18 protein-coding genes are annotated in these 21110 nt (G+C 72.7%); 11 read left to right on the top strand and 7 right to left on the bottom strand.

Going from position 1 to position 21110, the window contains the following annotated elements:
• Positions 1-378 precede the first annotated feature (378 nt).
• Positions 379-1833 carry a protein kinase gene (locus ACIPLC_RS03390; RefSeq protein WP_400470599.1) on the top strand — a complete coding sequence of 485 codons (1455 nt, stop codon included), beginning with the start codon at positions 379-381 and terminating at the stop codon, positions 1831-1833.
• Between the two features lie 111 nt (positions 1834-1944).
• Positions 1945-3615: a protein kinase gene (locus ACIPLC_RS03385; RefSeq protein ID WP_400470597.1), complete on the top strand. Its 1671-nt coding sequence runs from the start codon at positions 1945-1947 to the stop codon at positions 3613-3615.
• A gap of 20 nt (positions 3616-3635) precedes the next feature.
• Here the strand turns inward: ACIPLC_RS03385 and ACIPLC_RS03380 are convergent, their stop codons facing one another.
• Entirely contained in the window at positions 3636-4736 is a 1101-nt protein-coding gene (locus ACIPLC_RS03380) for a phosphotransferase (RefSeq protein ID WP_400470595.1), read from the bottom strand.
• Between the two features lie 67 nt (positions 4737-4803).
• Positions 4804-5463 carry a response regulator gene (locus ACIPLC_RS03375; RefSeq protein ID WP_400470593.1) on the bottom strand — a complete coding sequence of 220 codons (660 nt, stop codon included), beginning with the start codon at positions 5461-5463 and terminating at the stop codon, positions 4804-4806.
• A gap of 425 nt (positions 5464-5888) precedes the next feature.
• Between ACIPLC_RS03375 and pdhA the strand changes: the two genes are divergently transcribed.
• Genes pdhA through ACIPLC_RS03360 form a run of 3 tightly spaced genes read left to right on the top strand, consistent with a single transcriptional unit; the run spans position 5889 to position 9457 of the window.
• Positions 5889-7043: a pyruvate dehydrogenase (acetyl-transferring) E1 component subunit alpha gene (gene pdhA / locus ACIPLC_RS03370; RefSeq protein ID WP_400470591.1), complete on the top strand. Its 1155-nt coding sequence runs from the start codon at positions 5889-5891 to the stop codon at positions 7041-7043.
• Positions 7043-8017, top strand: a complete 975-nt coding sequence (locus tag ACIPLC_RS03365; RefSeq protein WP_400470589.1) for an alpha-ketoacid dehydrogenase subunit beta — start codon at positions 7043-7045, stop codon at positions 8015-8017. Before pdhA ends, ACIPLC_RS03365 begins: the two co-directional genes overlap by 1 nt.
• 15 nt (positions 8018-8032) lie before the next feature.
• A complete protein-coding gene (locus tag ACIPLC_RS03360) occupies positions 8033-9457 on the top strand; it encodes a dihydrolipoamide acetyltransferase family protein (protein ID WP_400470588.1) in 1425 nt (474 codons plus the stop codon).
• 125 nt (positions 9458-9582) lie between these two features.
• On the opposite strand, the gene ACIPLC_RS03355 is transcribed toward ACIPLC_RS03360, so the two are convergent.
• The gene (locus ACIPLC_RS03355) at positions 9583-9783 is read right to left on the bottom strand and encodes a hypothetical protein (protein WP_400470586.1); all 201 of its coding nucleotides are present in this window, start codon (positions 9781-9783) and stop codon (positions 9583-9585) included.
• Positions 9784-9930: 147 nt separating this feature from the next.
• Here ACIPLC_RS03355 and ACIPLC_RS03350 point away from each other — a divergent pair, with 147 nt between their 5' ends.
• The 3 genes from ACIPLC_RS03350 to ACIPLC_RS03340 all read left to right on the top strand — a co-directional run bounded on the left by ACIPLC_RS03350 (position 9931) and on the right by ACIPLC_RS03340 (position 13919).
• Positions 9931-10983 carry a benzoate/H(+) symporter BenE family transporter gene (locus ACIPLC_RS03350; protein WP_400470642.1) on the top strand — a complete coding sequence of 351 codons (1053 nt, stop codon included), beginning with the start codon at positions 9931-9933 and terminating at the stop codon, positions 10981-10983.
• Between the two features lie 230 nt (positions 10984-11213).
• Positions 11214-12392: a M64 family metallopeptidase gene (locus tag ACIPLC_RS03345; RefSeq protein ID WP_400470584.1), complete on the top strand. Its 1179-nt coding sequence runs from the start codon at positions 11214-11216 to the stop codon at positions 12390-12392.
• Between the two features lie 174 nt (positions 12393-12566).
• On the top strand, positions 12567-13919 hold the full coding sequence (locus tag ACIPLC_RS03340; protein ID WP_400470582.1) for a nitrate/nitrite transporter: 1353 nt from the start codon (positions 12567-12569) through the stop codon (positions 13917-13919).
• A 48-nt stretch (positions 13920-13967) separates the two neighbouring features.
• On the opposite strand, the gene ACIPLC_RS03335 is transcribed toward ACIPLC_RS03340, so the two are convergent.
• The 3 genes from ACIPLC_RS03335 to ACIPLC_RS03325 all read right to left on the bottom strand — a co-directional run bounded on the left by ACIPLC_RS03335 (position 13968) and on the right by ACIPLC_RS03325 (position 17003).
• Positions 13968-14816 carry a Bro-N domain-containing protein gene (locus ACIPLC_RS03335; protein ID WP_400470580.1) on the bottom strand — a complete coding sequence of 283 codons (849 nt, stop codon included), beginning with the start codon at positions 14814-14816 and terminating at the stop codon, positions 13968-13970.
• Positions 14817-15174: 358 nt separating this feature from the next.
• Positions 15175-16008 (bottom strand): Bro-N domain-containing protein, encoded by an 834-nt coding sequence (locus tag ACIPLC_RS03330; RefSeq protein ID WP_400470578.1) that lies wholly within the window; start codon positions 16006-16008, stop codon positions 15175-15177.
• Positions 16009-16181: 173 nt separating this feature from the next.
• Positions 16182-17003, bottom strand: coding sequence for a maleylpyruvate isomerase family mycothiol-dependent enzyme (locus tag ACIPLC_RS03325; RefSeq protein ID WP_400470576.1), 822 nt, complete (start codon positions 17001-17003; stop codon positions 16182-16184).
• Positions 17004-17185: 182 nt separating this feature from the next.
• Here ACIPLC_RS03325 and ACIPLC_RS03320 point away from each other — a divergent pair, with 182 nt between their 5' ends.
• The 3 genes from ACIPLC_RS03320 to ACIPLC_RS03310 all read left to right on the top strand — a co-directional run bounded on the left by ACIPLC_RS03320 (position 17186) and on the right by ACIPLC_RS03310 (position 19984).
• A complete protein-coding gene (locus ACIPLC_RS03320) occupies positions 17186-17983 on the top strand; it encodes a carbon-nitrogen family hydrolase (protein WP_400470574.1) in 798 nt (265 codons plus the stop codon).
• 173 nt (positions 17984-18156) lie between these two features.
• The gene (locus tag ACIPLC_RS03315) at positions 18157-19221 is read left to right on the top strand and encodes a GntR family transcriptional regulator (RefSeq protein WP_400470572.1); all 1065 of its coding nucleotides are present in this window, start codon (positions 18157-18159) and stop codon (positions 19219-19221) included.
• Between the two features lie 115 nt (positions 19222-19336).
• Complete coding sequence (locus ACIPLC_RS03310) at positions 19337-19984, top strand: hypothetical protein (RefSeq protein ID WP_400470569.1); 648 nt, start codon at positions 19337-19339, stop codon at positions 19982-19984.
• A 167-nt stretch (positions 19985-20151) separates the two neighbouring features.
• On the opposite strand, the gene ACIPLC_RS03305 is transcribed toward ACIPLC_RS03310, so the two are convergent.
• On the bottom strand, positions 20152-20937 hold the full coding sequence (locus tag ACIPLC_RS03305; protein WP_400470566.1) for an SLATT domain-containing protein: 786 nt from the start codon (positions 20935-20937) through the stop codon (positions 20152-20154).
• Positions 20938-21110: the final 173 nt, after the last annotated feature.

Below are 21110 nucleotides of genomic sequence, written 5' to 3'. Positions count from 1 at the left end.
CCTTCGGCACCACGGTCGGCGCCGTCAGCGCGAGTGCGGTCGGAGTCCCCTCCTCTCCGCCCCCCCCCCCCGCCCCCCCCCGCGCCCCCCCCCCCGCGCCACCCCGCCCCCCCGCCCCCCGCCCCCCCCCCCCCCCCCCCCCCCCCCCCCCCCCCCCGGGGCCGGCCCCCCCCCCCCCGGGCCCCCCCCCCCCCCGGGGCAGGACCGGCCCTGGACCGATCACCGTCGGCGTGAGCCGATACCCTGACCCCTGTCGCAGGCCGGTCGTACCGCCGCGGCAGGGGTCCGCCAGGCCCGCGGGCCTGGCCCACCACGCACGGACGAGACCGAACGTCACGGTCGCGGCGCCACGGCCGCGCCGAGGGGGAGCAGAGGACCATGAGCGAGCACGGCAACGCGGCGGTCGAGGGCTCCTCCCTGGGCAACGGCCGCTATGTGCTGCAGCGGCTGCTGGGCGAGGGCGGCATGGCCTCGGTGCACCTCGCGTACGACAGCGTGCTGGACCGGCAGGTCGCGCTGAAGAGCATGCACAGCGAGCTGGGCCGGGACGACTCGTTCAAGGAGCGGTTCCGCCGCGAGGCGCAGGCGGTGGCCCGGCTGGAGCACCCGAACATCGTCACGGTGTACGACAGTGGCGAGGACGTCGCGCCGGACGGCTCCAGCACCCCGTACATCGTCATGCAGCTGGTCGACGGCAAGGGCCTGCGCGAGGCGATCAACGAGGCGGTCGCCCAGTATGGCGCGATGCCGACCGAGGAGTCCCTGCGGGTCATCGTCGGCGTGCTGAACGCGCTGGAGGCCTCGCACGACATGGCCCTGGTGCACCGCGACATCAAGCCCGGCAACGTCATGTTCGACCGCAAGGGCAATGTCAAGGTCATGGACTTCGGCATCGCCCGGGCACTGGAACCGGGCGTCACGTCGATGACGCAGACCGGCATGGTGGTCGGCACCCCGCAGTACCTGTCGCCCGAGCAGGCGCTCGGCAAGCCGGTGGACGCCCGCTCCGACCTGTACTCGGTCGGCGTGATGCTCTTCGAGATGCTCACCGGGCAGCTGGTCTTCGACGGCGACTCGGCGTTCTCGATCGCCTACAAGCACGTCCAGGAGGAGCCGCCGGCGCCGTCCACCCTCAACCGGTCGGTCACCCCGGCGGTGGACGCCTTCGTCACCCAGGCGCTGCGCAAGGACCCGGCGCACCGGTTCCAGAGCGCGGCGGCGATGCGGGACGAGGCGGAGCGGCTGATCGCGGCCGCGAAGGGCGGCGGTAACGGGCACCCGTTGCAGGCCAGCACGCCGCTGGTGATCAACGAGGGGCCGCGCTCGGTCCACGCGGCGCCGCCGGCCCCGCCCACGCCGCAGCCGCAGTACCCGCAGCAGCCGCAGTACCGGACCCCGCCGCCGGCCTTCCAGCCGCCGCGTCCGCAGGGCCCGCAGACCCCGCACCCCCAGTACCTGCAGCAGGGGGCGCCGCCGCAGCCGCAGTACCAGACGCCGCCGGCCTTCCAGCCGCCGCGTCCGCAGGGCCCGCACACGCCGCACCCCCAGTACCTGCAGCAGGGGGCACCGCCGCAGCGGGCGCACACCCCGCCGCCGCAGCCGATGCCGCCGTACCAGCAGCCGAAGGCGCCCAGCGGCGGCGGCTGCTCGACGGCCGCGGTCGTCATCGGGATCATCGTCGGCGTGCTCGTGCTGGCCGGCATCATCATCGCGATCGTGGTCAACAAGGCGCAGGACGACAGGGCGCGGACCAAGACCGGGCACACCACCGGTGAGCGGCCCGCAGCGGTGCTGGTGGTGGACCTTCCGGCCGACCGGAATGGCCTGCTCTGACGCTTTCCGGCCGGTTCGGGCGTGCCACGGGTCCGCGCCGGAAGCGGTAGCGTTCGGGGATACGAAGCGACAGGGCACCGCGATCCGAGCGAACGCCCGGGGCGAGGAGCGATGGCACAGACGCAGCAGCCGGACGACGGAACGGGGGCCGGCGGCCCGCAGACCCCCGGCCGCGGCACCGCCGCGCCGTTGAGCACGGTCGGCGACGGCCGCTACCGGCTGACCCACCGGCTCGGCCGCGGCGGCATGGCCGAGGTGTTCGCGGCCGAGGACGTACGGCTGGGCCGGACCGTCGCGGTCAAGCTGCTCCGCGGTGAGCTGGCCCAGGACGACATCGCCCGGCTGCGGTTCACCCGCGAGGCGCACGCCGTCGCGGGGCTCAACCACCACTCGATCGTCGCGGTCTACGACACCGGCGAGGAGTACGCCGGGGACGAGTCCACGCCGTACATCGTGATGGAGCTGGTCGAGGGCCGGACCGTCCGCGAGCTGCTGGTGGACGAGGACGCGCCGCCGGTCGACCAGGCGCTGATCATCATCGCCGGGGTGCTGGAGGCGCTGGCCTACAGCCACCGGAGCGGCATCGTCCACCGGGACATCAAGCCCGCCAACGTGATCATCACGACCGCGGGCGCGGTCAAGGTGATGGACTTCGGCATCGCCCGGGCGCTGACCGGCACGGCCAGCACCATGACCCAGACCGGCATGGTCATGGGCACCCCGCAGTACCTCTCGCCCGAGCAGGCCCTCGGCAAGCCGGTCGACCACCGCTCCGACCTGTACGCGGCCGGCTGCATGCTGTACGAACTGCTGACGCTGCGCCCGCCGTTCACCGGTGACACCCCGCTCTCGGTGGTCTACCAGCACGTCCAGGACATGCCGGTGCCGCCCTCGCAGGCCAACGGCCGGGTGCCGGTCGGGCTGGACCAACTGGTGCTGCGCTCGCTGGCCAAGAACCCGGACGACCGGTTCCAGGACGCCGACGAGTTCCGCGCGCACCTCCAGCACGCGCTGCGCGAGATGCACGGCGCGGCCGGCGCGGGCTGGGCCGGCGCGGCGGCCGGGCTGGCCGCCGCGGGGCAGGGGAACACCGACGCCACCCAGGTGATCCGGCCCGACGCGACCGCGGCCACCGCGGCCTTCGGCGCGATCGGCCCCGGCGACCAGACCTCGGTGCTGCCCTACCAGGGGATGGGGGGCCCGGGCGGCCCGCACACCCCGGCGACGCCCTACCCGGGAGCCGGCGGCCCCTACGGCGGTGGCGGCGACGACGACGGCTCCGGCCGCCGGCGCGGCCCGTGGGGCTGGGTGGCCGGCGCCGTGGCCGTGCTGCTCGCGGCCGGGGTCGGCATGGCGTTCGCGTTCAGCGGCAATGAGCCGGGGAACTCACACGTCGTGCCGCCGACGCCGCTCCCGGCGGTCAGCACGACCGAGCCCAGCACGCCGCCCCAGAGCGGCTCCCAGAGCCCGCCCGCGTCCAACACCGGCAGCCGGCGCCCGACGCAGCCGACCGAGAACGGCAACAACAGCGGCAGCTACAACGGCGGCAACAACATGTCGCCGTCGCCGAGTTCGGGCAAGCACTCGATGACCGCGACGCCCAGCCAGCCCCCCAGCCACACGCAGCCGCCCACCACCGCGCCCGGCACGCCCAGCACGGTGCCGACCGCCCCGAGCACGGGAAGCGGCGGCAGCACGGGAGGGACCTCGCAGCCGCCGCCGAGCAAGTCGGCCCCGCCGGCGACCCAGCCGCCGGCGAGCCAGCCGCCGGCGACGCCCTGATCGGGCCGGGCTGACCCCGGTCAGTTGGCGAAGGCGTCCAGGACCTGCTCGTACTCCTGGCACCACCACGTCAGCTGGCCGGCCGAGGCGGGGTAGAGCGGGTCGGCCCGGTGGTCGGCCCGCTGGTAGCGCCACTGGAGCATCCAGAAGTCGTTCAGCCGCTCCCACCAGACCCGGTGGACGGCGGCGGCCAGGTGTTCGGCGGTGGCGGCCCCGGTGGCCCGGTAGGACTGCGAGTAGTGGCGGACCCGCACCAGGTCGAGCGTGCCGGACGTCCGATCGTTGAAGAGCAGGGTGGCGGCGCGGACGGCCTCCTCGGCGCGCGGCTGCGGGCCGAGCTTGTCCCAGTCCAGGACGGCCGCGACCGGGCCGCCGTCGGGGCCGTCGCCGTACAGCAGGTTGAGTCCGTGGAAGTCGCCGTGGGTCCAGCCGGTGGGTGGGGCGGTCTGCGGGGCGGGTCGGCGGTGGGCGTGCTCGGCGAGCAGTTCCAGCCGTTCGGCGAGCCGCCGTTCGACCAGCGCGTCCAGGTCGTCGTACGGGCGGTGGTCGCGGGCGCGGCGCCGCAGGTCGCGGGCGAGGTCGGCGCTGTCGAGGGGGTCGGCGGTGCGGTAGCCGGCGGGTTGCTCGAAGGGGGCGCACACGTCGTCGAGCGCGCCGTGCAGTCGGCCGAGCAGCGTGCCGAGCGCGTCGCACTGCGGCGGGGAGAGGTCGGTACCGTGCCGGTGTCGGCCATCCACCCAGGGGAACAGCGCGAACAGCCGGCCGCCGTAGCCGGCCACCGTGCCGGATCGTTCTGCGCAGGTCAGCGGGGGTGCGACGGGCAGCCCGAGGGCCTGGAGCCCGGCCATCGCGCGGTGGTGGGCGACGATCTTCGGGCGGCTGGCGGTGGCGGCGTCGACGTAGCACTTCAGGAAGTACGCGTCGGTCTCGGTGGTGACCCGGTACCCGCGGTTCAGCAGGCCTTCGGCGACCGGTTCGGTGGTCAGCAGCCCCCCCGCCCGGTAGCGGCCCAGGACCTCGGCGAGTGCGGCGCGCGGGACGGGCGGACTGAGAGTCCCTATCGGCGGCGCGGAGAGGTCGGGGCGGGCCGGGGAGCAGGAGAGGGTCTGGCTGAAAGTCACAGCCAGAGGTTAGGGCCCCCACGCGGGGGCCCTTGACAGGGCGTCAGATCTGTGCTCGGAGTTCTGATCAGTGCTGCTGGTCCGCCTGGTGCCGCGCCACGAAGGCCGCCGCCTGGGTGCGCCGCTCCATGCCCATCTTGGCGAGCAGACTGGAGACGTAGTTCTTCACCGTCTTCTCGGCCAGGTGCAACTCATTGCCGATCTGACGGTTGGTCATCCCCTCGCCGATCAGATCGAGGATCCGGCGCTCCTGCTTGGTGAGTTGGGCCAGCCGCTCGTCCTCCTTCTCGCCGCCGTCGCGCAGCCGGGCCAGGACCCGGCTGGTGGCGACCTGGTCGAGCAGCGACTTGCCGGCCGCGACATCCCGGACGGCGGTGATCAGGTCGGTGCCGCGGATCGCCTTCAGGACGTAGCCGGACGCGCCCGCCATGATCGAGTCGAACAGCGCCTCGTCGTCCGAGAACGAGGTCAGCATCAGGCACTTGATCTCCGGCAGCCGGGACCGGATCTCCCGGCAGACCTCGACCCCGTTGCCGTCCGGCAGTCGGACGTCGAGCACCGCGACGTCCGGGTGGACCGCCGGGATCCGGGTGAGGGCCTCGGCGGCGGTGCCCGCCTCGCCGACCACCTCGATGTCGTCCTCGACCGAGAGCAGATCGTGCACACCCCGCCGGACGACCTCGTGATCGTCGAGCAGGAATACCCTGATTCGTCCGTTATCAGTCACGTCCAAAGCCTCCCATATCACCGTACGAAAGGCCTATCGCCCCTGTCGCCGCGGTCGGGAGGCCGGGCCGGGGTGGTCCGAAACCGATACCGAGAACCCCCTTACGTACGGGCCCGCGCCCGGATAACGTGCGCTGGTGTCCTGAAGGCGCCTGAATTGAGAGCTGCGTCACGCGGTCCGTCACCCCCACCCTCCGACGGCGCGCTACCCGCGGCACCCTCGGGGTTGTAGGCCCTGAACAAGTAGGACGTCCTAGCGCAAGCGCGCCAAGGGCGGACGCTGGGTAACGTTCTCGTGAGGGACGCCGTCGGAACAGGATCACCACCTGCCCCGCAGTAGGTGCGCACACCCACGCGCGCCCCGCGAGGCGGTGACCGGACCGGTCACCGGCGACCCCGGGCGGCCGGACAGACCGAGGAGTGAACGTGACCGTCAAAAGCACGGCGAGGGCCCGCAAGAAGGCGGCTCCCGGCGTCCCTGACACCCTCCGCGCCACGGGGACGGACGCCCAGCCGGAGCTCGTACAACTGCTCACCCCGGAAGGCGAGCGGGTCGAGCACCCGGACTACCCGCTCACCATCACCCCGGAGGAACTGCGCGCCCTCTACCGCGACCTGGTGCTGGTCCGCCGGTTCGACGCCGAGGCCACCACGCTCCAGCGCCAGGGCGAGCTCGGCCTGTGGGCCTCGCTGCTCGGCCAGGAGGCCGCCCAGGTCGGCTCCGGCCGCGCCATGCGCACCGGCGACTACGCCTTCCCCACCTACCGCGAGCACGGTGTCGCCTGGTGCCGCGACGTCGACCCGCTCAACCTGCTCGGCATGTTCCGCGGCGTGAACCACGGCGGCTGGGACCCGAACGAGAAGAACTTCCACCTCTACACCATCGTGATCGGCTCGCAGGCCCTGCACGCCACCGGCTACGCGATGGGCATCGGCAAGGACGGCGCCGACGACGCGGTCATCGCCTACTTCGGCGACGGCGCCTCCAGCCAGGGCGACGTCAACGAGGCCTTCACCTTCGCCACGGTCTACAACGCGCCCGTGGTGTTCTTCTGCCAGAACAACCAGTGGGCGATCTCCGAGCCCACCACCACCCAGACCAAGATCCCGCTGTACCGCCGCGCCTCCGGCTTCGGCTTCCCCGGCGTCCGGGTCGACGGCAACGACGTACTGGCCTGCCTGGCCGTCACCCGCTGGGCGCTCGACCACGCCCGCAGCGGCAACGGCCCGGTGCTGATCGAGGCGTTCACCTACCGGATGGGCGCGCACACCACCAACGACGACCCCACCCGTTACCGGCCCACCGAGGAGACCGAGGCCTGGAAGGCCAAGGACCCGATCGCCCGGCTCCGCGCCCTCCTGGAGAAGGAGGGCCTGGCCGACGAGGAGTTCTTCGCCGCGATCGACGCCGAGAGCGAGCGGCTGGGGCTGCGGGTGCGCGAGGGCGTGCGCGGCATGCCCGACCCGGACCCGACCCTGATCTTCGACCACGTGTACAGCGAGCCGCACGCGCTGGTCGATGAGGAACGGGCCGAGTACGTCCAGTACGCGGCCTCCTTCGAGGCGGGGGAGAACCTCTGATGGCCGGTCAGCTCAGCATTGCCAAGGCGCTCAACGGGGCGCTGCGCAAGTCGCTGGAGAGCGACCCGAAGACCCTGCTGATGGGCGAGGACATCGGCAAGCTCGGCGGCGTCTTCCGGATCACCGACGGCCTGCAGAAGGACTTCGGCGAGGGCCGGGTGATCGACACCCCGCTCGCCGAGTCCGGCATCGTCGGTACCGCGATCGGCCTGGCCCTGCGCGGCTACCGCCCGGTGGTGGAGATCCAGTTCGACGGCTTCGTCTACCCGGCCTTCGACCAGATCGTCTCCCAACTGGCCAAGATGCACGCCCGCGCGCTCGGGCACGTCAAGCTCCCGGTCACCATCCGGATGCCCTACGGCGGCGGTATCGGCGCGGTCGAGCACCACAGCGAGTCGCACGAGGCGTACTTCGCGCACACCGCGGGCCTGCGCGTGGTCAGCCCGTCCAGCGCGCACGACGCGCACTGGATGCTGCGGCAGGCCATCGCCTCGGACGACCCGGTGATCTTCCTGGAGCCCAAGCGCCGGTACTGGGACAAGGGCGAGGTCGGCGACGCCGCCGACCTCGGACTGCACGACGCCCGGATCGTGCGGCCCGGCACCGACGCCACGCTGCTCGCCTACGGTCCGATGGTCAAGGTCTGCCTGGAGGCCGCCGCGACCGCCGAGGAGGACGGCCACCGGCTGGAGGTCATCGACCTGCGCTCGCTCTCCCCGGTGGACTTCACCACCCTGGAGGAGTCGGTCAAGCGCACCGGGCGGGCCGTCGTGGTGCACGAGGCGCCGGTCTTCCTGGGCATGGGCGCCGAACTGGCCGCCCGGCTCACCGAGCGGTGCTTCTACCACCTGGAAGCGCCGGTCCTGCGGGTCGGCGGCTACCATGCGCCGTACCCGCCGTCCCGCGTCGAGGAGGCCTACCTCCCCGACCTGGACCGCGTGCTCGACGCCGTCGACCGCGCACTCGCGTACTGACCCCGGGGAGCGAAGATGGCCACCGAAGTTCGCTCGCTCCGCGAGTTCAAGATGCCCGATGTGGGCGAGGGCCTGACCGAGGCCGAGATCCTCACCTGGTACGTGAAGCCGGGTGACACCGTCACCGACGGCCAGGTCTTCTGCGAGGTGGAGACCGCCAAGGCCGCCGTGGAGCTGCCGATCCCGTTCGACGGGGTCGTCGAGCGGCTCTTCTTCCCGGCGGGTGCGACGGTCGACGTCGGCACCGTGATCATTTCGGTCGCGGTCGCCGGAGAGGCCGGGGCCGCGGTTCCTGCCGCCGCGCCCGTCGCCGCCGCGCCGGCCGTCCCGGCCGAGCCCGAGCGGCGCGAGGTGCTGGTCGGCTACGGTCCGCGCACCGGTGCCACCCAGCGCCGGGCTCGGCGGACGACCACGACCACCGTCACGGCGACGCCGGCTCCGGCCGCGCCCGTCGTGCCGGCCGCACCGGTCGCACCGGCGCCGGTCGTGCCGGCCCCGTCCGCCGCGCCCGTCCTGGACGAACAGCCCACCGGGGAGCGGCCGTTGGCCAAGCCGCCGGTGCGCAAGCTGGCCAAGGACCTCGGCATCGACCTGCGTGCGGTCGTCCCGACCGGCCGGGACGGCGTGATCACCCGCGAGGACGTGCACGCCCACGCGTCGGCGCTGGCCGCCCCGGCGGTGGCGCCCGTCGAGGCCGGGTCGGTCGAGGCCGCGGTGCCGGTGCCGGTCACCGTGGCAGGCGACGTCCGGGTGCCGATCAAGGGCGTCCGCAAGGCGACCGCGCAGGCGATGGTGGCCTCGGCCTTCACCGCCCCGCACGTCACCGAGTTCGTCCAGGTCGACGTGACCCGCACGATGAAGTTCGTCCGCCGGCTCAAGGAGAGCGGCGAGTTGGGCCGGGACGTCCGGATCAGCCCGCTGCTGCTGGTCGCCAAGGCGCTGCTCACCGCGGTCAAGCGGCACCCCGAGATCAACGCGCAGTGGGACGAGGCGGCCCAGGAGATCGTCATCAAGGGCCAGGTGAACCTCGGCATCGCCGCGGCCACCCCGCGCGGCCTGATCGTCCCCAACATCAAGGACGCCGGCGGCAAGACCCTCACGGGCCTCGCCGTCTCGCTGGGCGAGCTGATCGACACCGCCCGCCAGGGCAAGACCTCGCCGGGCGACATGCAGGGCGGGACCATCACCATCACCAACGTCGGCGTCTTCGGCGTCGACACCGGCACCCCGATCCTCAACCCCGGTGAGGCCGCGATCCTCGCCGTCGGCACGATCCGGGACATGCCGTGGGTGCACAAGGGCAAGGTCGTCCCGCGCCAGGTGACCACGCTGGCGCTCTCCTTCGACCACCGCCTGGTGGACGGGGAGTTGGGCTCCAAGGTGCTGGCCGACGTGGCCGCGCTGCTGGAGCGCCCGAAGCGCCTGATCACCTGGGGCTGATGGCCCGGGAAGCCACGAACGGGAAGCCACGGAGGGGCCTTCCCCCACACCGCCGTGTGGGGGAAGGCCCCTCCGCTTCTGCCCGCCCGCCGGCTAGCGCCAGGGGCGAAGCCGGCGGACGGCGATCAGGGCGCCGCCTTGTCGGCGATCGCCAGGCCGAGGTCCGGCGCGGTCCTCGGGCTGTGGGCCCGGGTGAAGTCGACGATCGAGACGCCGAATCCGGTCCGGCCGCCGCCGGCGTCGAGCGTCGGCGTCGAGCGTCGGCGGGGTGCCGTACCGCTGGTCTCCGCAGGCCCAGGCGGTGTCGTCGGCGAGGACCTGGACACCGCCCGCGGTGGCGACGGTGGCGACGGTGCGGCGGCCGGAGCAGACGCGGTCATTCTTCGCAGGACGGCTGATAACGGACGTGCGCATGACGTGACTCCCAGGGTCATGGGTCTGGTGGTGTGTGAGCGAAGACGGCCGCCGGGCGGCTGGACGCGGCGCACACGGCGTCCTGGATCTGGGCGGTGGCCATCGGCAGCGGGCTGAGCGGCTTCGTGCTGAGCTGGTGGACCAGGACCCCGGTGATCACCGCCTGGTCCACCCCGGGCGCCGCGCTGCTGGTGACCAGCCTGGGCGCGTACCCGTACCGGGAGGCGGTGGGGGCGTTCCTGGTGAGCGCGGTGGTGGTGACGCTCTTCGGGGTGACCGGTTGGTTCGGCCGGCTGATCGCGGCGGTGCCGGCCGGGATCGTCAACGCGATGCTGGCGGGCATCCTGTTCTCGTTCGGTGCCGGGATCTTCGGCGCCGTGCACGGCGCGCCGGTGCTGGTGGTGGGCAGCCTCGCGGCCTTCCTGTTGGCCAAGCGGCTGGCCCCGCGGTACGCCGTCCCGGTGGCGCTGCTGGTGGGCGGGGTGCTGGCGGCGCTGACCGTCGGACTCCCGCTGCACCTGGGCTCGGGCGGGCCGACCCGGCCGGTGTTCACCGTGCCGGCGTTCTCCTGGGCGGCCACGGTGGGGCTGGCGCTGCCGCTCACGATCGTGGTGCTGGCCTCGCAGAACGCACCGGGCCTCGGGGTGATGCGGGCCTTCGGCTACCGGCCGGACGACCGGCTGCTGATCGGGTCGACCGGCGTGGTGTCGCTGCTGCTGGCGCCGTTCGGCTCGCCGGGGGTGAACCTGGCGGCGATCACGGCGGCGATCTGCTCCGGCCCGGAGAGCCACCCCGACCCGCGCCGCCGGTATGTCGCGGGGATGTCCTCGGGCGCGCTGTACGTGCTGGTGGGCAGCTTCGGCGGGGTGCTGGTGAGCCTGTTCACCGGCCTGCCGAAGGAACTGATCGCGGTGATCGCCGGGGTCGCCCTGCTGGCCTCGCTGCAGGGCAGCCTGGCGGCGGCGGTGGCGGACGAGCGGGGGCGGGACGCGGCGGTGGTGACCTTCCTGGCGAGCGCCTCGGGGATGAGCCTGTTCGGGATCGGCTCGGCCTTCTGGGGCCTGCTGTTCGGGCTCGGCACCCACCTGGTGCTGAACCTCCGTAGGCACTGACGAGGGGCTTGTCATTGGCTAGATTCCAGTCATTGGGATGACTGGTGTGGTGAGATTCATTCGGCCAGGTCGGTGACTTTTTCGACGCGCGGTAGGGGTGACACACCCGTCCGGGTACGTCTTCGCTCCACCACCCGGGCTACGCCGGGTGACCGGAACCCCGAGGACGCACCCGTATGCCACCTGGCAACCCTGGCCGTCTCGTTCGGAGTCTGGCCGCGCTCGTGCTGGTGTCCACCGCCGTACTCCCCGCCGCCCTGGAACTGGTCGGCCCCTCTCCGTTCGGCGTGATCGGGCCGGGCGCCCCCGCCGACCGGGCGGTCCCGCCGCACAGCGCACAGCGCGCCGACCGCCGGGCCGTCACGGCCGCCCCCACCGTCGACATACGCCGCACCGGGGACCCGGCCAACCGGATCACCCTGGTCCTGCTCGGCGACGGCTACACGGCCACCGAACAGGACCTGTTCCGACAGCAGGTCGACCGGACCTGGCACGCGCTGATGGACATCGAGCCGTTCCGCACCTACCAGGCGTTCTTCAACATACGGCGGGTCGAAGTGATCTCCCCGGTCTCCGGGATAGCCGAGACCGAGAGCCGCGGCCGCAATCCCGCCACCCCGCTCGGCATGCACTTCTGGTGCGAGGGCACCGCCCGGCTGCTCTGCGCCGACGAGGCCGCCACCGCCCGGTACGCGGGCGACAGCTCCGGGCCGCAGTACCTGATCGCCCTGGCCAACTCCAGCGAGTACGGCGGCGCCGGCGGCACCGGGGTGACCACCCTGGCCGGCGGCAGCCCGGACGCCGGGCGGATCATCCAGCACGAGATCGGGCACACCGTGGGGGACCTCGGCGACGAGTACGACAGCGCCCCGGACGACGCCGAATACCCGAACCTCGCCACCCTCGACGCCGACGACATGCGCAAGAAGCAGACCAAATGGTGGCGCTGGCTGGGCGCGGAGTCCCCGGACGGCGCCGGGACGGTCGGCGCCTACCGCAGTGCCAACGGCCTCTACCGGCCCACCCCCGACTCGGTGATGCGCACCCTGGGCAGCACCTACAACCTGCCGTCGCGCGAGGCGATCATCGAGGAGCTGTACCGCAGGATCCGGCCCACCGACGCCCCGACGCCGCCGCCCGGCGAGGTGACCGGGCACCCCCGGCTGAACGTCCGGCCGGTGCCGCTGACCGGCCCGCGACAGCTGAAGGTCGAGTGGAAGGTGGACGGCGTCCCGGTGGTGCCGCAGGGCGCCGGCGGAGCCTGGCTGGACACCGCCCAGCTGGGCCTGGCCCCGGGCCGGACCGCCACCGTCACCGCGACCGTCCGGGACACCACCGACTGGGTGCGGGACGAGGCCTTCCGGGACCGCTACATGACCCGGGCGGTGTCCTGGACGGTGACCGGCTGAGTCCGGTGATCGGCTGAGCCTGGTGATCGGCTGAGCCTGGTGACCAGCTGAGCCCGGAGACCGGCTGAGCCCCGAGACCGGCTGACGCCGGGTCCGGGGAGTCCCTGGTCCGTAGGCGATCGACCGCACCCCGCACTGGGCGTCCCATCATGGGATGACTAGTCTGGTCGCACTATGACCGTGGAGCCCGCCCGCTCAGCCGTACCCCTGTCCGTCCCCGCTCCCCGAACGGCCGCCGAGCCCCCGGCCGTCCCCGCGCCGTCCCCGCCCGGCGGGCGCGCGGCCTGGCTGGCCTGGTCCATCGGCGTCAGCGTCTACATCCTCGCGGTGATCCACCGCACCAGCCTCGGCGTGGCCGGACTGGACGCCGCCGACCGCTTCGGCATCGGCGCCTCCGCGCTCTCCACCTTCTCGATCCTCCAGGTGCTGGTCTACGCGGCCATGCAGATACCGGTCGGCCTGCTGGTCGACCGGATCGGGCCGCGCCGGGTCCTGCTGCTCGGCGTCGTCCTGCTGAGCGCCGGCCAGCTCGCCTTCGCGTTCAGCTCCTCCTTCGCCCCCGCACTGGCCTCCCGGGCGGTGCTCGGCTGCGGCGACGCGATGACCTTCATCAGCGTGCTGCGGCTCGCCGCCCGGTGGTTCCCCGCCGCCCGGAACCCGTTCGTGGCCCAGCTGACCGGCCTCGCCGGAATGGGCGGCAACCTGATCACCACCGTCGTGCTCGCGCAGGCCCTGCACCGCGAAGGCTGGACGCCCACCTTCACCGCGATCGCACTGCTCGGCGTCGCGGTCTTCGCGCTGGTCGCGCTCTTCCTCAAGGAGTCCCCGGCGGCGGCGGCCGTCCGGCCGGTCGAGCACCCGCCCGCGCCGCGGCCGAACGTCGGCCGGCAGGTCCGCGCGTGCTGGCGCGAACCGGGCACCCGGCTCGGGCTGTGGGTGCACTTCACCACCCAGTTCCCCGGCAACGCCTTCGGCCTGCTCTGGGGCCTGCCCTACCTGGTGGAGGCGCAGGGCCTCTCCCGGGCCGAGGCCGGCGGGTTGCTGACCCTGCTGGTGCTCAGCAACATGGCCTTCGGGTTCCTGTTCGGCCGGGTGCTCTCCGTCTCGGCGCGGGCCCGGATGCCGATCGTCCTCACCGTCATCACGGCCACCGCCCTCGGCTGGGCGCTGGTCCTGGCCTGGCCCGGCGGACACCCGCCGATCTGGCTGCTGTCCGCCATCATCGTGGTGATGGGCAGCAACGGCCCGGCCTCACTGGTCGGCCTCGACTACGCCCGCGCCAGCAACCCGGTGGAGCGCCTCGGCACCGCCTCCGGGATCGTCAACATGGGCGGCTTCATCGGCACGATGATCACCCTCTTCGGCATCGGCGTCCTCCTGGACGGCCTCTCCCCGGCCGGCACCGACTCCTACTCGGCCGACGCCTTCCGCTGGGCGTTCTGCTGGCAGTACGTCCCGCTGGCGGTCGGCACCGTGATGATCCTGCGCCTGCGCCGCAAGGTCGCGGCGGAGGAGAAGGGGCTCTGACCTGCGAAGGGCGTCGTAACCATCGCTTTTGGCGATGGTTTCCCGCCGCTACAGCCCGATGCCCCGGAGCACCTCGGTGATCTCTGGCGGCCGTCCGTAGAGCTGGACCCGGTCGATCACACAGAGCACCGTGCCCTCCGGCGGCATCATCGGTGTGCGAGCCGGATGCGCCCCCGGTCGGGTCGGCTGCTCGGCGGCTTCGCGCCGCATGCGGATCAGGTCCACCAGCTTCAGCTTGGGGCAGCCGGGGACGATTCGGCTGGCCCGGATTCCGACTCGTTCTTCGCCTGGGCAGGCGAAGTAGGCGCCGAACGGTGGTCCGCTGTCCTCTTCGCGGTTCGGTAGGTGGAGGACCATTTCGCCGTGCTGGCAGTGGACCGTTCCGTCCGAGTGGACGGTCAGGCCGGGCCAGTCCTCGTGGTCGATCTCGGCGACGATCCGTACCTGTTGTCCGATCGCCTCGGTCAGGGTCTCCGCCATCCGCCGCTGTTGGGTGGGGATGGCGGTGTCCCCACGGCGGATGGAGGGGAGGAGGTCTCGGGTGACCCAGTCCCTGAACGGCTGGGCGTCGGGCTTGCTCGACCTCATGATCAAGGTATACAAGCCCGCCTCGCTGATCACCCCGAGCAGCGGGTTTCCGCGCGCGTATGGTTTCCCACCTGCGGAAACGTCGTAACCATCGCTTTTGGCGATGGTTACCGACCGCAGGTCGACGGTGCGGTGCTGGTGGGTCTCCAACCTCTTGACGGCGTCGGGCGGATTACGCCGGCCCAGGACTCGGCACACGTCCGCCGTGACGAACCACGGCTCGCCGTCGATCATCACGACTCTGATCGGTTGCCCCGTGACCGGGAAGCTCGACCGGACCAGGACCATCTGCTGCTGTTCGTCGTCCATCGGGACGCACCCCCTCTTCCGGGTGATGGCTGGAGTGCCCGGAACAACGAGTTCGAACGGGTGAGGTGCTGGTGCTGGATTGACGCATGGACGCACGAGTGGTGCCGACTCGGCGCGCACTCGTGCGTGTACGCCGGGTGGTGTGCGCGAGGGGCTGGCTGGGGCGGCCGGGGTCAGATGGTGACCGCGAAGGAGGACAGGACGCGGTCGGCGAGTTCCTTGTCGCCGTCGATGGTGACCGGGCCGGGGCGGCCACGGCCGCAGGCGATCAGGGCTCCTGACTTGCGAAAACGTGATTAGTTTCGGAATTTCTGAGGGTGTGCCTCGTTTGAAGCGAGGCACACCGACGACGTAGCGCTCAGCGCTGGTATTCACGCAGTAGTTCGGCGAGCTGTGGCGCTGTGCCGTAGATGCGGTCGATGTGACCGTCATTCACTTCTGCGTGCATGAGCCCGCGATTGGGCTCGGGTTCACGGTCCGGCCTGGGCTGTGCTTCGCGCCGCATTCGGATCAGGTCCACCAGCTTCAGCTTGGGGCAGCCCGGGACGGTCCGGCTGGCCCGGATCCCGACCCGCTCTCCGCCGGGGCAGGCGAAGTAGGCGCCGAACGGTGGCCCGCTGTCTTCTTCCTGGCTCGGTAGGTGGAGGGTCATCTCCCCGTGCTGGCAGTGGACCGTCCCGTCCGAGTGCACGGTGAGCCCGGGCCAGTCCTCGTGGTCGATCTCCGCGACGATCCGCACCTGCTGCCCGATCGCCTCGGTCAGGGTCTCCGCCATCCGCCGCTGTTGGGTGGGGACGTCGGTGGCCCCACGGCGGATGGAGGGGAGGAGTTCGCCAGTGACCCACTCCTGGAATGGGCGGGCGTTGGGTTTGTTCGACCGCATGATCAGTGTGTACAGGCCAGACTCGCTGATCACGTTGCGCATCGGATTTCCGCGCTCGTAGGGTTTCTGACCTGGGGAAACACGATTAACCTTCCCAAGGGTTAGGTTAATCGTGCGCGAGTTGACGACCCGTGTGTGAGCCGGGTCGACGATCTGACGTACCCGGCTCGGGTTCAGCCTGCCGAGTGCGGCGCACACGTCCGCCGTGACGAACCACGGCTCGCCGTCGATCATCACGACTCTGATCGGTTGCCCCGTGACCGGGAAGCTCGACCGGACCAGGACCATCTGCTGCTGTTCGTCGTCCATCGGGACGCACCCCCTCTTCCGGGTGATGGCTGGAGTGCCCGGAACAACGAGTTCGAACGGGTGAGGTGCTGGTGCTGGATTGACGCATGGACGCACGAGTGGTGCCGACCCGGCGCGCACTCGTGCGTGTACGCCGGGTGGTGTGCGCGAGGGGCTGGCTGGGGCGGCCGGGGTCAGATGGTGACCGCGAAGGAGGACAGGACGCGGTCGGCGAGTTCCTTGTCGCCGTCGATGGTGACCGGGCCGGGGCGGCCACGGCCGCAGGCGAGGCGGAGGTAGGTCTCCCAGTCCATGGTGAGCTGGACGTCGGGGGCCAGGCTGATCGACTCGTCGACGGTGCCGCGGCCGGTCGAGTCGACCCGGACGGTGCGCAGGAACTCCACGCGGCCGGTGACGTCCAGGACCAGGGCCGTTCCGGCCGGGGCGCCCGCCCGGTGGGCGACGGCCTTGGGCAGCAGCTCCAGCAGGACGTCCCGGGCGATCAGGGCGGCCGGGGCGTCGAGGTTGCCGGGGGTGTCCAGGGCCCGGCGCAGGTCCTGCTCGTGCACCCAGACGTCGAAGGCCCGCAGGCGCAGCAGCTCGTGGTACGGCACGTCGCGGCTGTTCGGGCCGGCCGGCCAGCGCACCGGCTCCTGGGGCGTCTGCTTGGCGTTCCGCAGCGCCCGGGAGCGGCGGATGATCGTGTACTCCAGCTCGCTGGTCATCTCCAGCGCGGTGTGGCAGCGGCGCTTGTCGACCGGCAGTTCGACGTAGCGGGCGAAGTCGGTGGTGACGTGGCGAAGATCACGTGGCAGGGAGTGGATCGGGCGGGGGTCGCCGAGCAGTTCGGACTCGACCGCGATGATGTGCGAGACGACGTCCCGGACCGACCAGCCGGGGCATTCGGTGGCCCGGTTCCAGGAGCCCTCGGGGAGGGGGGCGACCAGCTCCGATATGGACTCGATGCTCTGGGCCCACGCCTCCGTGTAAGCCTGCACGGTCTGGTTGTCCGTCACGGGAATCTCCGGCCCTCCGTCAGCTTCCTTGCCCTCTGCGCCAGGCCTCCCCGGCCTCCCCGGTCGGCCGGGATGGTCCGGCTTCCGGGCGCACACGCTAACCGCACGTTACGCTGCCGGGAGACAGCTGGGCAGCGCTTTCGGGTGACGATCGTAGGTCTCTTGCCGTGGACGGTGGTACTGTGCGCGCTTCATTGATCCAACTCGGGGTCTCCGACGCCGAGCCGCCCGCCGAACGGCGGGCCCGGGCCGCCGCGCTGGTCCGGGCGCAGCAGGGTGCGGACCTGGTGGTCCTGCCGGAGCTGTGGCCGCTGGGCGGTTTCGCCTACGACCTGTGGTCGGACGGCGCCGAGACGCTGGACGGGCCCACTTCGGACGCGATGGCGGCGGCCGCGCGGGCGGCCGGGGTCTGGCTGCACGCCGGTTCGATCGTCGAACGCGACCCGGACGGGCCGATCTACAACACCTCGCTGCTGTTCGCCCCGGACGGCGAGCTGGTGCACACCTACCGCAAGATCCACCGCTTCGGTTTCGACAGCGGTGAGGCGGTGGTGATGGGCGCCGGGCAGGAGATCGTCACCGTGGCCACCGACTTCGCCACCCTGGGCCTGGCCACCTGCTACGACCTGCGCTTCCCGGAGCTGTTCCGGGCGCTGCTGGACGCCGGCGCGCAGCTGCTGGTGGTTCCGGCGGCCTGGCCGGCCCGGCGGCGCGAGCACTGGACGCTGCTGGCGCGGGCGCGGGCGGTGGAGGAGCAGGCGTTCGTGCTGGCCTGCAACACCGCCGGGACGCACGCCGGGGTCGAGCAGGCCGGGCACAGCATCGTGGTGGACCCGTGGGGCCGGGTGCTGGCCGAGGCCGGTACGGAGGAGCAGGTGCTGACCGTCGAGTTCGATCCGGCCGAGGTGGGCAAGGCCCGCGAGGAGTTCCCGGTGCTGCGGGACCGCCTGCTGGGGATCCCGGCGCCGGTCCAGCGCTGACCCGGGCCCCGGCCCGGGCGGGGGCGTCCCGGGGCGTCCGGGGGTGTCCCGGGGGGTTGGTTTGTACCTTCTCTGGGCGGGTTTGAGAAGATGAGCACTCGTCGTGTTCCCCGCCGCTCGTTGGCCGGTCCGCCGAGGGCGGCCTGATCGGCCCGCCCCAGGAGGTCGCGCGCATGCCCGGCAACGGCGCAGGCGACACCCGTCCCGTCATCCACCGCAACAGCCTGCGCGAGCAGATCGCCGGTGCGCTGCGCGAGGAGATGATGGCCGGCCGGCTGGCGGCCGGCCGCAACTTCACCGTCAAGGAGATCGCCGAGCTGTACGGCGTCTCGGCGACCCCGGCCCGCGAGGCGCTGGTCGACCTCGGTGCGCAGGGCCTGCTGCGGGCCGAGCACCACCGCGGGTTCACCGTGCCCGAGCTGGGCTGGGACGACTTCCTGGAGATCTTCGAGTCCCGGGTGCTGGTCACCGACAGTTACTACCGCCAGTTCTCCGCCCGCCGGGCGCTGCCGGACCTCGCCAGGCTGCCCTCGCTGCGCCGCCGGGCCGACGCGGCGGTCCGAGCCGCCCGGGCCGGGAACCTGGACGTGATGGTGGGCTGCGACCGCCGGTTCTGGCAGGAGGTCGCCGCGCTGATCGGCAACCGCCGGATCGGCGACTACCTGGACTGGCTGCGGGTGCAGTCGTGGATGTTCGCCGCGCCCTATCTGCGGGAGCTGCCCGTGCTGGCCGAGGTCTGCTGGGACCGCCACCTCGACCTGGTCGACGCCATCGGCGCGCGGGACCTGGTCGGCGCGCACCGGATCATCTGCGAGTACAACCTGTACACCGCCCGGCTGCTGGCCGGGCTGGCCGGGCGGCCGCTGGAGTCGGTGACGGTGCTGGGGCTGCTCACCGAACCCGTGGGCGGCGTACCCGTGGGCGGCGAACCCGTGGACGGCGAACCTGCGGACGGTGAGCCCGTGGACGCCGAGCCGGTGCCGCCGGCCCCGCCCGCCGAGGCCCCGTCGGCGCCGACCGAACCGGTTCCCGGCCAGGCGTCCGACCAGGCCGGGAGGGGCCGGCGCCGGCCGGGCGAGGATCTCGGCCGGGATCTCGGCCGCGAACTCGGGCTGGGCCTCGGCCTGGTGCCGCAGCCGCGCTCGGTGTCGTACGGCCGGTTCGGCCGGCGGCTGCCCGAGCCGCCCCCGGACGCACCGCAGGGACGGCCCGACCCGCGCCCCGCCCCGGGCCGGTAGGGTGGGCGGTCGTCGAACCGGGCGTCCCGTACAACGGCCGTCCGGGTACCGACCCCGCCCCCGTCGTCGTCCCGCTCTGCGGGCGACCCCGTCGCCCGGAGAGGAACTGCCGGCCATGGCCTGCGACCTCTGGCTCGTCCCGCTCGTGGACGTGCTGAGCCACAGCCCCGACAACCCCTTCCGGGACGATCTCGCCCTCTACAACGCCGTGTTGGCCTCGCGCGGGCTGCCCGAGGTGCCGGTCTACCAGTACGTCCCGGGGCTGAGCGGGGCGGTCGAGCCGATAGCCGCCTTCGACTACGACTCGCTGCACTTCCTGCGCCGCGCGTACCTGCTGGGCCTCACCGGGCTGGACATCACGCCGGTGGACTCGCTCGGGGGCGACTACGAGCAGTTGCTGGAGATGTTCGAGAGCAGCGCCGAACAGTCGCACCTGGTCTGGCACTTCGATCACGCGGGCGCCTACGTGCCGATAGAGTTCCCGGTGCCGCTGGTGGACGACGCACTGCTCGCCTCCGGCGGTCCGCTCGGCTCCAGCCACGGGCTGCTGCGCGAACTGCAGGCCGTCGCCCCGGCGCTGGGGCTCGACCCGCTCAACCCGCCGGACCCGACCCGGCCGCTCGGCCCGACCGGCCTGGAGCAGCCGTTCGGGCCGCCGCTGGACGACCTGCACCCCTTCGCCCGCGAGCGGCACGCCTGGGCGGGCCTGTACGCGGCGGCGACCCGCAGCCTCACCCAGGGCTCGATGGTCGTCTTCGCCTGAGGAGCCGGCCCGGCCGCCTCTTCGCCCGAGGCGTCCGCCCGCTGCACCTTCCCGCCCGCCACCGGCAGGCCGGGCCCTCCTTCCCGCCCGCCACCGGCAGGCCGGGCCCTCCTTCCCGCCCGCCACCGGCAGGCCGGCCCGCCCGCCACGGCAGACCCTTCCGCCCGCTACCGCAGCGGCCCCTCCGGCGGCCGCTGGCGCGGCATGGTGGGCCGGGTGCCCGGCGGCGGCAGCACCCGCACCTGGGCGCCCACCCCGCTCTCGCTGCGCCCGCCCCACGCCCCCGGGGCCTGGGTGGGCAGCTGGGTCATGGACGCGCGGAACTCCAGCATCCACTCCGAGGTCTCGGTGCGGACCATGTCCGAGACGTCCTCGCAGAACCGGCGCAGCACGCCGAGGCAGCGCTCGGCGGCCTCGCCCGCGGTGCCCTCGGTGGGGCCGAGCACCTCGCGCACGCACTCCGACGCCCAGTCGAACTGGAAGGCCTCCAGCCGGCGTTGCAGCGCCTGCGCGGTGCTGACGTCGCGCATCCAGCCGGAGGTGAGGCCGAACACCCGATCGGTGCCGTAGCAGGCGGCGGCGAGCGCCAGCCCGACGTAGCCCCAGCTGGTGCCGTGCGAGACCGCGCCGGTCAGGTCGACCAGCGGCGCGGTCACCCCGCCCACCGCGAAGCCGGCCGTGCCGAACCGCAGCACGCGGGCCCAGCGGCGCTTCCAGATCCGGTCCTTGCGGTACCACTCGATCGCCTCGACCGCCCGCTCCTCGGACCAGCGGTACAGCTCCTCCAGGCGCTCGGCGGGCTCGCCCCAGTCCCCGAGCGGAAACTGTCGAGTGCTCAGATCGGTCCGTCGGCGGGTGGACTCCTGGCGGGCGACGGTCGCGGCGGGCGGGTCCTCCTCGCCGATCTCCTTGCCCCAGGCACTCTCCTCGGGCTGCATTTCCGGCTGGCTCACCTGTGGGGCTCCCTGTGGCGGGCGGACTGCTGGGTCTGGCGGTCCATCGGCTGACGTGGCGTCTGCCGTTGGTTGTCCAACAGCACTTCTTACCGCCAAATGGCTGACCATGGGCCGCTTCCCCGGTGATCGTTACCGGATTCGGCCAGCGGAACCCGAGGTGGGAGGGATGC

It is taken from the genome of Kitasatospora sp. NPDC086801, assembly GCF_044745805.1.
In the GTDB taxonomy this organism is placed as follows: domain Bacteria; phylum Actinomycetota; class Actinomycetes; order Streptomycetales; family Streptomycetaceae; genus Kitasatospora.
Note: the sequence above shows the minus strand (reverse complement) of the source record. Positions and strands in the feature narration are given on the sequence as shown.